The organism is Dyella ginsengisoli, assembly GCF_044904665.1.
GTDB classification, from domain to species: Bacteria; Pseudomonadota; Gammaproteobacteria; order Xanthomonadales; family Rhodanobacteraceae; genus Dyella_A; species Dyella_A ginsengisoli.
This window is the reverse complement of sequence record NZ_JADIKM010000001.1, coordinates 225,084-238,782: the sequence shown is the minus strand read 5'-3', so window position 1 is coordinate 238,782 and position 13,699 is coordinate 225,084. Positions and strand designations below refer to the sequence as shown.

General features: G+C 67.0%; 12 protein-coding genes. 2 read left to right on the top strand and 10 right to left on the bottom strand.

Going from position 1 to position 13,699, the window contains the following annotated elements:
- Window positions 1–18: 18 nt before the first annotated feature.
- The 3 genes from ISP17_RS01095 to ISP17_RS01085 form a co-directional block, all read right to left on the bottom strand.
- Window positions 19–798: a DUF1295 domain-containing protein gene (locus ISP17_RS01095; RefSeq protein WP_404629665.1), complete on the bottom strand. Its 780-nt coding sequence runs from the start codon at window positions 796–798 to the stop codon at window positions 19–21.
- Between the two features lie 262 nt (window positions 799–1,060).
- Window positions 1,061–1,633, bottom strand: coding sequence for a hypothetical protein (locus ISP17_RS01090; protein ID WP_404629664.1), 573 nt, complete (start codon window positions 1,631–1,633; stop codon window positions 1,061–1,063).
- A 1,023-nt stretch (window positions 1,634–2,656) separates the two neighbouring features.
- The gene (locus ISP17_RS01085; RefSeq protein WP_404629663.1) at window positions 2,657–4,324 is read right to left on the bottom strand and encodes a PAS domain-containing protein; all 1,668 of its coding nucleotides are present in this window, start codon (window positions 4,322–4,324) and stop codon (window positions 2,657–2,659) included.
- Between the two features lie 132 nt (window positions 4,325–4,456).
- Here ISP17_RS01085 and ISP17_RS01080 point away from each other — a divergent pair, with 132 nt between their 5' ends.
- Complete coding sequence (locus ISP17_RS01080; RefSeq protein ID WP_404629662.1) at window positions 4,457–5,143, top strand: hypothetical protein; 687 nt, start codon at window positions 4,457–4,459, stop codon at window positions 5,141–5,143.
- 93 nt (window positions 5,144–5,236) lie between these two features.
- Here ISP17_RS01080 and ISP17_RS01075 read toward each other — a convergent pair whose 3' ends face one another.
- From ISP17_RS01075 to ISP17_RS01045, 7 genes are all read right to left on the bottom strand, one after another.
- Window positions 5,237–5,767, bottom strand: a complete 531-nt coding sequence (locus tag ISP17_RS01075) for a DUF2894 domain-containing protein (protein ID WP_404629661.1) — start codon at window positions 5,765–5,767, stop codon at window positions 5,237–5,239.
- Window positions 5,757–6,422, bottom strand: a complete 666-nt coding sequence (locus tag ISP17_RS01070; protein ID WP_404629660.1) for an OmpA family protein — start codon at window positions 6,420–6,422, stop codon at window positions 5,757–5,759. The genes ISP17_RS01075 and ISP17_RS01070 overlap by 11 nt, the downstream gene beginning before the upstream one ends.
- A 169-nt stretch (window positions 6,423–6,591) precedes the next feature.
- Complete coding sequence (locus tag ISP17_RS01065) at window positions 6,592–8,688, bottom strand: DUF802 domain-containing protein (protein WP_404629659.1); 2,097 nt, start codon at window positions 8,686–8,688, stop codon at window positions 6,592–6,594.
- Window positions 8,682–9,512 (bottom strand): DUF3348 family protein, encoded by an 831-nt coding sequence (locus ISP17_RS01060; protein WP_404629658.1) that lies wholly within the window; start codon window positions 9,510–9,512, stop codon window positions 8,682–8,684. Before ISP17_RS01060 ends, ISP17_RS01065 begins: the two co-directional genes overlap by 7 nt.
- Before the next feature lie 212 nt (window positions 9,513–9,724).
- The gene (locus tag ISP17_RS01055) at window positions 9,725–10,096 is read right to left on the bottom strand and encodes a nuclear transport factor 2 family protein (protein WP_404629657.1); all 372 of its coding nucleotides are present in this window, start codon (window positions 10,094–10,096) and stop codon (window positions 9,725–9,727) included.
- Between the two features lie 315 nt (window positions 10,097–10,411).
- Entirely contained in the window at window positions 10,412–12,016 is a 1,605-nt protein-coding gene (locus ISP17_RS01050; protein ID WP_404629656.1) for a S10 family peptidase, read from the bottom strand.
- A gap of 80 nt (window positions 12,017–12,096) precedes the next feature.
- On the bottom strand, window positions 12,097–12,951 hold the full coding sequence (locus ISP17_RS01045; protein WP_404629655.1) for an EamA/RhaT family transporter: 855 nt from the start codon (window positions 12,949–12,951) through the stop codon (window positions 12,097–12,099).
- 131 nt (window positions 12,952–13,082) lie between these two features.
- Here ISP17_RS01045 and ISP17_RS01040 point away from each other — a divergent pair, with 131 nt between their 5' ends.
- Entirely contained in the window at window positions 13,083–13,679 is a 597-nt protein-coding gene (locus ISP17_RS01040) for a DUF2239 family protein (RefSeq protein ID WP_404629654.1), read from the top strand.
- Window positions 13,680–13,699 lie beyond the last annotated feature (20 nt).

Genomic DNA, 13,699 nt, shown 5'->3' with positions numbered 1-13,699 from the left:
GCCGGAACGCACCGCTGCTCAACGCTTGCGCGGCCCGGGGAAAAACGCGTTGGTGCGCCGGATGTACTCGGCGTATTGGGGGCGACGCTCGCCAATGTCCTTTTCCAGCAGGGTCACCCCGGACACGCGCATCAGCAGCACCGACATCAGCAGCGGGCCCACCACGCTCCACCACGCGCCTGCCGACAGCGCGATGAGGTACAGCCCCCACCACACGCAGAAGTCGCCGAAGTAGTTGGGATGCCGCGTCCAGCGCCACAGCCCGCGATCCATCACCTTGCCCTTGTTCGCCGGGTCGGCCTTGAAGCGGCTGAGCTGCCAGTCGCCCCCGGCCTCGAACACGAAACCCACCAGCCACAGCAGCACGCCGACCGCATCCAGCGGCCCCAGCGCGGAAGCACCCATCGCGGCACCGAACAGCGGCAGCGAAATGATCCACGCCAGCACCGCCTGCAGCACAAACACCAGATACAGGCTCTTCAACGCAAAGCCCGGCTCGTTGCGCTCGCGGATTGCCTGGTAGCGCCGATCCTCGCCGTGCCCCCAACCGCGCACGGTGATGTGCAGCGAAAGGCGCAAGCCCCAGATGCCCACCAGCGCCGCCACCAGCAGGCCACGCGCACTCGGCGCCGGCGCGCCGAACACGTAGATGCACGCCTCGGCGATAAACATCAGCGACCAGACGCTGTCGACGATCGCCACGTTGCGCTTGGCGACGCTCAGCAGCCAGGTGGCAATGGCCATCACCAGGACCGCGCCGAGGCCGAGGGCGTAAAGGAGGAGGTTGTTCGAGTTCACGGAGGTGACCTGCAGGTTGAGGCGAAGGGCTTCAGCGACATCACGCCTGTGATCGATACGACTGACGGCTCGGCATGGATGCTCCTCCCCAACTCAAGGAAGTGGGATGAAGCCGCTGGACGGGCGGCCTTGGGAAGTGAACCTGACCTCGTTACTGTTGATTGATTGGTAGAGTTAGTTTTGTGGAGCGCACCTGGTGACACTGACGCTGGGAGAGCAGCGGCGAAAGTCCACTCTGACCCCTTCTTTGGATCAACTTCATTTATCGCCTAGCCATTAGTGCAGAAATGGCGTTACGTCCTGCTTCAAGCTGCGCAGCTTTTGACATCTCGCGGATGCCTGGAAAATTTATATCGACATACTCCTTGGTGGCGTCATCGGGAGACTCTCCAAATGTGCCGCCAACTGCCATGCGCCATACCATGTATGTGAGATGGAAAGGGGTGCCACATTCAAGCTGCTGGGCATGTAGGCATGCGGCCGCCATAATAGCTGCGGCATTTCCTTCGTCGTAAGTGACGTGCGTTTCCTCAAGCTTGTTAGCGTGCTTCGCGGCGTTGGGCACCCTGTGAAGATAGTTTAGGAACTGGTTGTATGTTTCAATCTGCGTTCCATCTTCCAAGACTTTTACGCCATCGGCGTTCAGCCGATCCCAGACCTGTTTGCTCCCGTTGCCGTTAGGAAACTTGCGTTCGGCCATGTTTTGGAGAAGCAAATGTGCCGGGTGCGCCATCGTCATGACGAAAAGAGTGTCATCACCATCAAAAAACATACGAATTGCGCGATCGAGCAAGCGGACCGCGAGTTCTGATTTATCAAGGGTGGTTTTGGTCATAACTACCTCACTGCAATTACAGCTAACGGCATTACAGCTAACGGGGTCAGGTTGGGCTCGTCCCGCTCTCTTGGACACCACAAGGCGAGGACAATCCTCGCACGGGGCGTTCGATGGAGAAACGGCAGCGTTTTACCGCCCAGCTCAAGCGTGAGGCAGTGCATTTGATGCGTCGGCCCGGCCGTCTAAGGGAAACAGGGGAAACAGGGGTCAGAGTGCACTTTCGAGCCACTGAAGCGAACCTTGCCAGGTCCACTTTGGCAAGCGGAACATCAGTGCAGCATCTCGGGGGAAGGTCATGGATGTGCGACGAATTGTTCTGCTCTCTGCCCTGATGGCCTTGCTCTGCGGTGGGCTGGTCGCGGCACCTGTCGTGAGCCATTCGACTCGGGAACGTGAAGCCCACGAAGAAGCTGTTCGAGCCGAAGCCGCCCGGATTGCAGTGGCCCTCAGCCCCTGCGCGCCGGAAACACTTCAAGGGCTGACGATAGTGCCCGCTACGCCGCCCGGTCAGGTCGCGGTCACCGTGCTCCGCTTCCCGTCCTTCTCGAGTCCGACGGCGGTGCGCATCTCGGGCGGCCGGGTCGAGCGTCTGGAGCTCGCATGGGTTCAGGCGGGTACCGGTCCGGACGGTCATTTTGAAGCTACGAGGCGAGGTTCTGCAGCGCTTTCGCCTCGCCTGGCGCAGCGACTGGTGGCCCAGGTCCGCGTGGACGTATCCGAGGCGGCAGCTCCTCGACCATTCGGGGTGGATGGAACGACCTTCTACTTCCTGGTGACCGGCGCAGGGTGCGGATCAACGTGGAGTCCGAGGGCGAACTCCCGCGCCGGTCGGCTGGTAGGTCTCGTCGAGGCCTTGACCGCATATGCGGAACCGGGCGGTGGCGACCCGGAACCCATTGAGGCCGCTCTGGAGACCCTTGAACACCAGGGGTGAGCCGGGAGATAGAAGGCAGAGCCGAATCGCAGAATCAGGGGTCAGAGTCGACTTTCAAGACTTTTGTCCCGACTGATCGGATTCACTTATGTCGAGCTCGGAACGGTGCCTGATTCGATAGCGCCCCCGCTCTCGGAATAAACGCACACGCCCAATCGCTGGCTCTTGGCCCGGTACATCGCCGCGTCGGCAGCACGCAGGTAGTCATCGGTGGTGGCAAAACCAGCCTGGCTGCTGACCACGCCGATGCTGGCGGGGCAGCTCACGGTGTGCGTGCCGATTTGATAAGGGGTGGCGAGCGCGGCGGCGATCTGGTGGGCGCGGTCGGTGGCACCGGCGTGATCGACCGACTCGAGCAGCACGTTGAACTCATCGCCGCTCATGCGGGCGACCAGATCGATCGCCCGCACGCAGGATTCGAGCCGACGGGCCACCTGCTGCAACAGCTGGTCACCCGCGTGGTGACCGAGGGTGTCGTTGACCGCCTTGAACCCGTCGAGGTCCAGCACCAGCACGGCGAACATGGTGGGGTCGCCTTGTGTCGGCGTGTCACCACGCTTGGAAGCACCGTCGTGATGCAGCGCGATGGCGTGCTCGAGGCGATCGCGGAACAACGGCCGGCCGGGCAGGTTGGTCAGCGCGTCGTAGGAGCTGCCGCGTTCGGCCAGGTCGCTCAGCGACCCGGCCATGCGCACGGCCACGCCGTTTTCGAACTGGGCCACCCCGCGCCAGTTGAGCCACACCAGGCGCCCCGATCCATGACGCGCGCGGAAATCCACCGAGAAGTTCGGGCGATCACCCGACAGGTGCCTGCGGTACGCCAGCTGCACCCGCTCCTGGTCGTCGGGATCGATCAGCTGTTGCAGAAAGTGCCAGCCGCCATCGTGCAGGTTGCCGCAGTCGCCCAGCCCGACAATCTCGTTGAAGCGCTCGGACACATGCAGGACGTCCGTCTGCAGGTTCCAGTCCCAGATGCCGTCGTTGGACCCGCGGGTGGCGAGTGCGTAGCGGTTGTGCGACTGCAGCAGCTCCAGCTCGGTGTGCTTCTGCCGGGTGACGTCGATCATCAGGCCGATCATGCGGTTGGGCCGGCCCGGCTCCACGTCCACGCGGCAAAGGTCGCGCACCCACACCACCTGGCCGGACTTGGCGATCAGCCGGTAGCTCATCTCGTACGCGTAGCTGTGGGTGGCGTGATAGGCGGCCTCGTCGATGACCAGCGCGTCGGGCAGGTCATCCGGGTGCACATGGGCGCGCCAGAAACCCGGGTCGGCACGCCACTCCTCCACCGCATAGCCGAACAGGCGTTCCACCTGCGGGCTGAGGAAGGTGTTGCCCACGCCGAGCTCGGCCTCCCACACCACGCCATCGATGCGTTCCAGCAGCCGCAGGAAGCGCTGGCGATCGTCCATCAGCACCTGCTCGCCGATCTCGGTGAGCTCGATCAGCACGCCCTGGCGACTGATCACGCGCTCTTCGGCGTCCGTGGTGGGACTGAGCTGCAGGCGCATCCAGCGGTAGTCGGCGTCGGCCCGCCGCAGCCGGAACACCGGCATGCCGGCGCGCAGCGCCGCCGTGTCGTCCGGGTGCACGAAATCGAGCAGGGAGCGGCCCAGCGCCTCGTCCACCGGGTGGCCGGTGAGGGTTTTCCAGGCGGGGTTGAGGTAGGTGATCGTCCACGCCGCATCGGTCTGCACCACGGCTTCGGGCAGCAGCTGCAGCAGTTGATCGGAGGGCGTGGGGAGCGCGGGCATGTGGGGCCATGCTCACCGAAGGGCTGGCGTCCCGTCCAGAGCATGGGACCAAGCGAGCTTCGCCAGTGTTTCCGTAACTATGTCGGGCTGATGCATGCACCCAGCTCTTGCGTGCACCCTTGGTTGGTCGCGATGATCGCGCGCTTCAAACGGCCGCACGCAATACCCCGACAGCGCTTTCTCGAGAGGAAAAGGTTGAATATGGAACTAGAACCTGAGGTACATGCACACGCGCACAAGTCGGGACACGGTCTGATCGACACAATATTGGCCTTGAGCGCGCTGGTGCTTTCCGTGGCGTCGATGATCATCGCGATCCAAAACCACCACGCGATGAAGGAGCTCGTCACGGCCAATTCGTGGCCATACCTGCAGCACGACTCCAGCAACGTGGGGAATAACGGCGACGCCGTCGTTTTGCTGAGCGTTGCCAATGCAGGTGTTGGTCCAGCCCTGATCGAGAAGTTCACCGTGAGCTATCAGGGAGCGCCCATCAAAGATACGGCTGACCTGTTGCGCCATTGCTGCGTCAAGGATGCCGGCGATCTCCAGACACTGCGGGGCCACCTGATTACTGGCTCTATGAATGGACGTGCCATCGCCGCCAAGGATTCCGCCAACTTCCTGAAGATGCAGAAGCCCGACCAAGAGCCGTTGCTCAAATGGTGGGACGCGCTCGACCGCGCGCGGCGGAGTGTTTCAACGGCGGTTTGCTACCGCTCGGTGCTCGGCGACCGCTGGATCACCACCAGCGACGACTTTCGGCCCAGGCAAGTGGATTCCTGCGACGCCCTATCTGGCCCGGCGTTCGCGGAGTAACGGTGACTGCAGCTGGCGGGAGAGTGGGGAGGTGACTTTCAAGCGTCACTGCCGCCGGCCTGGCCAGACCGCGTGCTTCGCTGGTTCGGGCGGTCAGCGCGGCGGCTTGCGGGCGGCGCGCTTCTTTGCCGCCGTCACCTGTGTTGCCGTGCCCGCAGTGCCCAATTGCTCCAGCCACGCCAAGTCATCCACGTAGGCGAGGAACGCGCGCAGGTAGCCGGGCGAGGTGTCGCGCATCAGTGCGATCGCGCGACTGGCCAGCGCGGCGGAGTTGAGCGGACCGGCGTCGGTGGGGGTGTGGGCGACGGTTTGCTGGAGCTGGCTGTCGGCGCGCAGGGTGGACCAGAGCTGGCGGAAGTCGGCGAGCGCGGGGATGTCTGGATAGGCGGCGCGGTCGGCGGGTGCTTCGCGGGTGAGTTGGTCGGTGAGTTCGCGCAGCGGGCTTTGCACGGGCGAAGCGCCGTTGGCGTCGCGCTGCTCGTCCCGCGCATCGGCATCAAGCGCTCGCAGTTCCGTCAGCCGCGCATCGAGCACGCACCGCGCGGCGCCGTCGAGGTTGGCGGCGCGTTGTTCCAGCGCGGCGATCAGCTGCGCGCGGATGGCCGAGGTGGTGTCAGGGCGCATGGCCGGGGTCGGTGTTCTTCGGCGCAGCGTCGGCGGCCGAGGAGCGCGGGATCGGCGCGATTTCCACGCGGCGATTTTTCGCACGGCCGGTTTCGTCGGTATTGGCGCTCACCGGCTGCTGCGCGCCGAAGGCGGCGGCGAACACGGCGTTGGCGGGCACGCCGGCGGCGATCAGGGCGCGGGTGACGGTGAGCGCGCGCTGGGCGGAGAGCTCCCAGTTGTCGCTGAACTGGCGGTTGTCGCCGTGCACGGGCTGGTCGTCGGTGAAGCCGCTGACCATCAGCAGCTCGTCGCGCGATTGCAGGTACTGCGCCAGCGGCGCGGCCAGGCTCTGGATGAGCTGGCGGCCGTCGGGCTGCAGCTGGTCGGAGTTGAGCGCGAACAGCAGGCTGCCGCGGATGCCGATGCGGCCGTTGACCAGGGTAACGCGGCCCTGCGCCAGCGGCGTGGCGAGCGCCTGCTCCAGCGTGGTGCGCCGGCGCAGTTCGGCCTGGCGCTGCTTCTCGGCCTCGTCGAGCTTGTGCGAGAGCTGCAGCTGCATGCCGATGACGCCAACCAGGATCAGTACGAAGGCACCGAGCAGCACCGACATGAGATCGCCGAAGGCCCAGATGGGGGCGGTGGATTCGGGGTCGAATTCGACTTCGTCGGTCATGGGGTGGGCAGGTACGTATGGCCGGGGCAATTGGCGAGCGTCGGCTGAACGTCGCCGGTCTGGCGACGCGTTGCCGTGACGGTCTTTGGAAATGGATTCCCGCTTGACCAGACGTTCGTCTGTTGAGAGCCGCTGGAATGACCAGACAGGTGGGTTTGCGGCTGCTTGCTCATGCCTTCGCTGCCTTCGTGGGCGCGCGGCGGCCCGCGAGCTGCTGCATGTCGGTGAGGATCTGCTGCTGCGAGAGCACGCTGAGTTCGACCACTTCCCTGGCCTGCGCCACGTAGTACGCGAGCTGTTCGTCGCTGCGGGTAAGCGAGGTGTCCAGCGCGGTGGCGATCTGCGCCAGGCGTTCCATCAGCGCGTCGTTGGCCTGGCCGAACTGGGCGACGCCGGCGCCGAAGGCTTCGCCGAGGCTGGCGACTTCCACGGCGCTGGCGGTGACCTGGGCGGCGGCGGTGTCGAGCTTGGCGGTCTCGCTGTCGATCTGCGCGGCGAAGCGGCTGCCGACGCGATCGAGCAGGTCGGCCGAGGTGCTGACCAGCGCGTCGACGGCGCTGCGCTGTTCGGTGGAGGCGTGGTTCACCGCATCGAGCAGGGTTTCCAGCGTGGCCAGAAGGCGGCTGCGCTCTTCCAGCATGGCGGTGTCGCGCACCATCGAGTCGGACAGTTTCTGGCGCAGCTCGCCGACCACTTCGGCGGCCACGCGCGGCGCCTCGGACGCGGCTTCCACCAGGCGGGCGATCTCGGCGAGGGTGGCGCTGGCGTGGGCCTGGGTCTGCGCGCTGATGTCGCCGGCGGTTTTCTCCAGCGTGTCGCAGATGGCCTGCTGGCGGCTGGCGGTCTGCTCGCCGGCGGCTTGCCACTGCGCACCGAGTTCGGCGGTGATGGCGTCGAGCTTGTGCGCCCATGCGGCGAGACGTTCCTCGTCGCGCGCCTGCAGCGCGGATTGCAGTTCCGCATGTGAGCGGTCGACCGCCTGCACCAGTGCGGCGGCGTGCGACTGGAAGGTTTCGCTGGCGGCGGCCAGTGCCTGCTGGTTGCGGCTGGCGAGTTCCGCGTGGGCGGCGTCCTGCTTGGTCAGCGCGGTGTTCCACGCCTCGGCGGTGCGCTCGGCACTGGCGTCGAGGCGTGCGGCGACACCGTCCAGCAAGGTGGACGAGCGCTGCTCGAAGGTCTCGGCGAAACGGACGAGCGCGTCGCCGAGTACCTGCGCGTGCGCCTCGTTGGTCTGCCGGTGCTGGGCGAGCGCGTCGTTCCAGATGCCGGTGACGGTGCGGGCGGTGGTGTCGAAGCCGGCGGTGAGGCCGTCGAGCTGGCGCTGCACGGCGTCGCTCACGCTGGCCTGGATTGCGGCGCTCTCCCGGGCGAGGCTGGCCAGGGTGGATTCCACCACCGGCTGCAGCACGCTGCTGGCGGTGCGCGCACTGTCGGCCACGCTGTCTTTCAGCGACTGCTCGACCGACTGGGCCAGGCGTGTGTAGGCCGCTTCGGTGTGGCGGTGGAAGGCCTGCTGCTCGGCGTGCTGGCGTTCGTGCGCGGCGGCGCTGTGTTGTTCCAGCGTGGCGGCCATCGCCTGCAGGCGGTCGACCAGCATAGGCATCGCTGCGGCCTGCTGTTGCAGCAGGCGGAAGCTTTCTTCGCGCTGGTGCGCCTGCGAGTGGACGCGCAGGGTGCTGGCGATCTTCGCATCCAGCGCCTGCACCGCCTGCAGTCGCTCGCGGCGCACCAGCGCGGAGAGCAGGCCGAGCATCGCCGAGCTGGCGACACCCGCGATGGAGGTGCCGAAGGCAAAGCCCAGGCCGTTGACCGGCGCGGCCAGCGAGCCGCGGATGGCAGCGAGATCCGTCGCGCTCTGCAATGCGATACCGGTGCCGCGCAGCGTGGCCATCATGCCGAGCAGGGTGCCGAGCATGCCCAGCAGCACCAGCAGGCCGACCAGGTACGGCGTCATCGCCGGTGCCGGCAGCGCCACGCGCTCGCCTTCCACGCGCAGGCGCACGGCATGGCGCAGGCCGGGATGCAGGCGTTGCAACCAGCTAGCCAGGTCTGCCGGTGGCTCGGCGAGTTCTTCCACGGCTCGATGCAGCGTGGCGGTGGCCTGGCGGTAGCGGAACAGCTCGGCCGCGCCGGCGAGGTAGCTGGCGCCGATCAGCAGCGCGACCGCCATGCCCAACGGGTTGCTGCCGACGTAGCCGATGACGATCCAGCCGATGGCGGCGAGGCCCAGCGCGAACACGGCAGCGAGAAGGAGATTCTTCAACATGCGAACTCTTGGTGGGTGCGCAGCGCGGCGAGCAGCGCGTCGACCGGTTGAAAACGAAGATCCAGCTCGGCCAGCAGCACGCTTTGCATCTCGCGGCGGAAGGCGTCGAGCCAATGGGGTTGGCCGCCGGCGTGCAGGCGCGCGAAGCGCTGGGCGAGCAGTTCGGGGACCTTGGCGAGCAGGGTGTGCTCGCGCGGGGTGAGGGCGACTTCCATCACGGCGTCGACTTCGGCGAGGCGGGCTAGAGCGGCGCCGTCACGGGGTCTCTCATCGTCGTCATTCCCGCGAAAGCGGGAAGCGCTCTTCAACGGCGGATGCCGGTCATCCATTTTAGTTTCGGTAGAAGAGCAAGATGGATTCCCGCGTTCGCGGGAATGACGGCTGGGTGGACTGGTCGCGGTGCCTGAGCTTGGTGAAGACTGCAAAAGCGCATCGCGCAGCCTGCCGCGCAGGCTGCCCACGGCGGCCTGCATGGCGCGCTGGCGGGTGAGGTAGGCGTGGCGATACGGCGCGAAGTCGGGCTCGCTCGCGGGCGGTGCATCGGAAGCCAGTAGCGGCTCGTTGCGGATGGCGGCGAGCAGGGTGTCGCGCGCCCGCGAGCACTCGGCGGGCAGGTCATCCAGCGGCGTGGCCGTATCCTCGGGCATCGCCGGGTGGCTGTCTAGCGCAGCGGCAAGCGACAGCGCGTGGTTCCAGTCCAGCCACTGGCCCAGCCGGTCGGGCAGCGACTGGCCGGGTGCGGCCACGTCCACCTCGGCCAGGCGTGCCAGCAGACGGATGAAGGTGGGCCCGCGAACCGCCGGACGAAGTGCTGCTTGCGCCATGTCTTCCCGAGCAAAACCGGCAGTTTAGCGCGGTGGGTGGGGTGCGGTCCCGTGGCGGGAGTCGGGGGGAGCGTGGGGCTTGGCTCGTCGCCGTTCCCGTGGCTCTCGACAGACGGACGTCCGGTCAAGCGGGAAGAGCGCCCCCTCACCCAACCTTCTCTCCCGGACGTTGTCCAGGGGAGAGGGCCTTGAAGCAGCGCCGTGCGGCAGCCTTACGCGCTGTGGTCGGCGATATAGACCAGCAGGCCGTCGTGCACGCGGTATTCGGAGCGGCCGGGCATGGCGATCTGCTGGCCGGCGCGGATGCCGTTGGGCAGGTCGATGGCGAAGGTGCCGTCGAACTGGATCTCGGCCCAGGCGGTGTCACCCTGTTCGCGGTAGGCGGTGATCACTTGGCGGCGCGCGCTGAACAGCGGCTGGGTGCTGCGCGCGAGGCGGTCGAAATCGAGCAGGCCCTCGGTACGCAGCGTGCGCTGGCCGCCGGCGTAGTTCTCGAACACGATCGCCGGATGCAGGGTGAGCAGCATCGCGTCGACGTCGATGCGGTTGTAGGCGTCGATGTAGCGGTCGATGAGTTGGCGCATGGTGGGCGTCGCTGGCAAAAGGAGGATCGTAGCGACTGGCCGGGACATCGCAAGGACGCCAAGTCACGCCGGCTTTCGCCGGCGTGACTTGAGGAGTGAGTGGAGAGAAGTGAGAAGTGAGAGGAGAGCGCGCCGACCCGTGGCGTTTCCTCACCCTCCGAGCCAGGGATTCAGGCCTTGAAGCCGGAGGGGCTTTCGCTTTGGCGGGCGTGACGATCGACGTGACGGAGGAGGAGTGGATGGGGAGAGAGAGAGGGGCCCGCAAGCCCGGAGCGCCTCTCACTCCTCACTTCTCTTCACTCACTCCTCGCCCTGTCACTTCACGTTGTCGGTGCTCTCGATGAACTTCGCCACGCCGTCGTGCAACTGCTTCAGCGAGTCCTGGTGCGCGTAGACCATGTGGCCGGACGGGTACCACTCGGTGCTGATGTTCTTGCGCAGGCTGTCCGGGATTGGCAGGTGGTTCATCTCGTACTCGGCGGCGAAGTACGGCGTGGCCAGGTCGTAGTAGCCGCCGTTGAGGAAGACCTTGAGGTTCGGGTTGGTCTTCATTGCCATGGCGAGATCGGGCATGACGTTGGTGGAGGACTGCAACGCCTCGCCGTCCACGCCCGGCGCCTTGTGCGCGAAGTCCCAGTGGTCGATGTCGGCGAACAGGCGGTAGCGCATGTCCTGGCCGAACTTGAGCTGCTTGCGCACGTAGTCGTTGAACGCGGCGACGTAGGCGGAGCTGATCGCCGAGGACTGCGGGTCGTACTCGCTGGTCTTGCTGAGCGGATCGAGCGAGGGGCCGGCGAAGCGGCTGTCGAGGCGGCCGGTGGTGGTGTCGGTGGACGCCTGCAACTCGTGCTCGAACATGCCGCCGGTGACGCGCAGGTTCGCCTTGAGCAGGTAGTCCACCGGCAGGCCGGTGTACTGGTGCAGCTTCTCGGCCACCGCCTGCTTGCGCGCGGTGTCGAGCGCGGCGCCCTGCATCAGCGCCTGCGCGTAGTCACCCATCGCGTATTGCTCCACCTCTTTGAGGAACGGCTCCAGCGCGGCCGGCGGCTGCGGCAGCTGGTGGTGGTAGTAGGCGGTGGCGGCGAAGGTGGGCAGCGCCAGCACGTAGGGCAGGTCGATGCCGGGATTGAACTCAGGGCCGTCGATGCTGGTGTCGAAGCTGAGGATCTGCGAGAGCAGCACCACGCCGTTGAGGTCGACGCTGTCCTCGTTCTCCAGGATGTTGGCCACCACCGCCGAGCGGGTGGTGCCGTAGCTTTCGCCGAACAGGTATTTCGGCGAGTTCCAGCGGCCGTACTTGGACAGGAACTGGGTGATGAACTGGGCGAAGGCGTGGCCGTCGCCGTCGACGCCGTAGATCGCCTTCTTGCGATCCTTCATCTGCTCGTCGCGCTTGTCCTTGTCCTGCTCATCGGCGATCAGGCGGCTGAAGCCGGCGCCGGGGGCGTCGATGAAGACGAGGTCGGACGCGTCGAGCAGGCTGTAGTCGTTGTTGACCAGGCCATAGGGCGCGGCGGGCGTGTGGCTGTCGTCGCTGGTGACCACGCGCTTGGGCCCGAACGCGCCCATGTGCAGCCACACCGTGGCCGAGCCGGGGCCGCCGTTGTAGATGAAGGTGATCGGCCGCTGGCCGGCCGGCGCGCCCTTCTTGAAGTACGCGGTGTAGAACATGCTGACCGTCGGCTCGTGCTCCTTGTCGCCGGAGCCGTGCAGCACCAGCGTGCCGGCGACGGCCTTGTAGTCGACGCGCTTGCCTTCGACGGTGACGCTGCCTTCGGTCTCCGAGCTCTGCGGCTTGACCAGCGCCGCGTCGGGCGATTTCTCCTTCGACTTGGCGTCGTCGTGCTTGTCCTCGTGGGCGAGCGTGGCAGTGCTGACAAGCGCGCTGGCGAGCGCAACGGCGAGAACGAGACGACGCATGGAGATTCCCCGGTGACTGAAAGGCGAATCGCCGAGGGTAGGGGCTGGGCCGCGCGCGGCCATAGCCCGAAAGTCACGCCTCAAGAACGTGCGAGCACCGCGATCGCCACGAACGCCAGGGCCAATCCCGCCGCGTTGACGCGGCTGAGCCGCTCGCCGAACGCCAGCACGCCCACCAGCGCACCGAGCGTGACCACGCCCAGGTTCATCGCCGCAAACACCAGCGCCGGATCGTGCGGCAGCGCCTGGTGCGCACGCAGGTAGAACAGGATGTTGCCGAAGTTGAGCAGGCCCAGCAGCAGGCCGCCGGCCAGACTCCGCGCGGTAAAGCGCGCGCCGCTGCGGCGCCGCGCCAGCAGCGCGAAACCCAGCGCCACCGGCAATGCCAGCGCGAACATCGCCTGCAGCGACGCGGCGATCGGAATGCCGGCGGCGGCGACCTGCTTGAGCAGGATGTCGATCGCGCCGAAGCCGGCGAACACCACCAGCGGCCACAGCCAGCTGCGCGCGCCGTCCGCACTTGCCGCATGGCCGCGCCAGACCATCGCGGCCAGCGCCAGCAGGCCGAGCGCGAGGCCGGCGAGCATGCGCGAGGTCGGCACCTGGCCGAACCACACGAACGCGGCGAGCAGCGACACCAGCAGCGACAGCCGCTGCGCCACGTCCGAGCGCACGATGCCCGCATGGCGCACCGACGTGCCCAGCGCCAGGAAGATCGCCGGCAACAACAACGCCAGGGCGAGCAGCGCGACGCGCGGGGCGTCGGGCTGGCGCAGCGGTGCCAGCGAGGGATGCAGCACCGCGGCCACCAGCGCGGCGGCGGCCAGGTAGTTCCAAGCCACCATCTGCGACACGTCCAGGCCGAAGCGGCGGGCGAGCTTGAGCCACACCGATACCAGCACGCTGCACAGGATGCTCAGGCACAGGAAGAGCATGGTGATCCGTCCGCAAAAGCCCGCAACGATAGCTGGACCGACCAGCTGCCGCATCGCGGGCGGCGGCGCGGACGGTGAATTTACCCGGGTGATATTGACGCCGACATTTTATCCGGGTTAAATGCGCCACCATGAAACCCGCCGACAGCACCCGCTGCACCGCCTTCGACGGCCATCGCCGCATCGCCTCCGGCCCGCCGGAAAAGGTGGCGCTGGCCGTCCGCGCTCATCTGGCGCAGCACCGCGCGAGCACGCCACTGGTGCTGGACGACGCCAGCGGGCAAGCGCTGGAGTTCGACCTGCGCGGCAGCGTCGACGACGTGCGTGCGCGACTGCGGTTCGTGGCGCCGGACGCCGCACCTGCGCCGCGTGGCCCCGGTCGACCGAAGCTCGGCGTGGTAGCGAAGGAAGTCACCCTGCTGCCGCGCCACTGGGACTGGCTGTCCCGCCAGCCCGGCGGCGCCTCGGTAACGCTGCGGCGGCTGGTCGAGGACGCCCGCCGCGCGGGCGGCGCCAGGGAACAGGCACGGCAGGCGGGCGAGGCGCTGGACCGCGCCATGCGCACCCTGGCCGGCGACCTGCCCGGCTACGAGGATGCCTCGCGCGCGTTCTGGCGCGGCGAGAAGCCGGCCTTCGAACGGCTCACCAAACCCTGGCCCGCCGACGTGCGCAACTACGTGCGCCGGCTGGCGAAGCTCGCCTGGAGCACGCCGGCCAGCGGCGACTGAACACCCCACCCCCTTCGGAA

Bases quoted from the DNA above. Each gene is read 5' to 3' on its own strand.
- ISP17_RS01090 (WP_404629664.1), bottom strand. From the start codon at position 1,633: ATGACCAAAACCACCCTTGATAAATCAGAACTCGCGGTCCGCTTGCTC.
- ISP17_RS01085 (WP_404629663.1), bottom strand. From the start codon at position 4,324: ATGCCCGCGCTCCCCACGCCCTCCGATCAACTGCTGCAGCTGCTGCCC.
- ISP17_RS01080 (WP_404629662.1), top strand. From the start codon at position 4,457: ATGATCGCGCGCTTCAAACGGCCGCACGCAATACCCCGACAGCGCTTT.
- ISP17_RS01075 (WP_404629661.1), bottom strand. From the start codon at position 5,767: ATGCGCCCTGACACCACCTCGGCCATCCGCGCGCAGCTGATCGCCGCG.
- ISP17_RS01070 (WP_404629660.1), bottom strand. From the start codon at position 6,422: ATGACCGACGAAGTCGAATTCGACCCCGAATCCACCGCCCCCATCTGG.
- ISP17_RS01065 (WP_404629659.1), bottom strand. From the start codon at position 8,688: ATGTTGAAGAATCTCCTTCTCGCTGCCGTGTTCGCGCTGGGCCTCGCC.
- ISP17_RS01060 (WP_404629658.1), bottom strand. From the start codon at position 9,512: ATGGCGCAAGCAGCACTTCGTCCGGCGGTTCGCGGGCCCACCTTCATC.
- ISP17_RS01055 (WP_404629657.1), bottom strand. From the start codon at position 10,096: ATGCGCCAACTCATCGACCGCTACATCGACGCCTACAACCGCATCGAC.
- ISP17_RS01050 (WP_404629656.1), bottom strand. From the start codon at position 12,016: ATGCGTCGTCTCGTTCTCGCCGTTGCGCTCGCCAGCGCGCTTGTCAGC.
- ISP17_RS01045 (WP_404629655.1), bottom strand. From the start codon at position 12,951: ATGCTCTTCCTGTGCCTGAGCATCCTGTGCAGCGTGCTGGTATCGGTG.
- ISP17_RS01040 (WP_404629654.1), top strand. From the start codon at position 13,083: ATGAAACCCGCCGACAGCACCCGCTGCACCGCCTTCGACGGCCATCGC.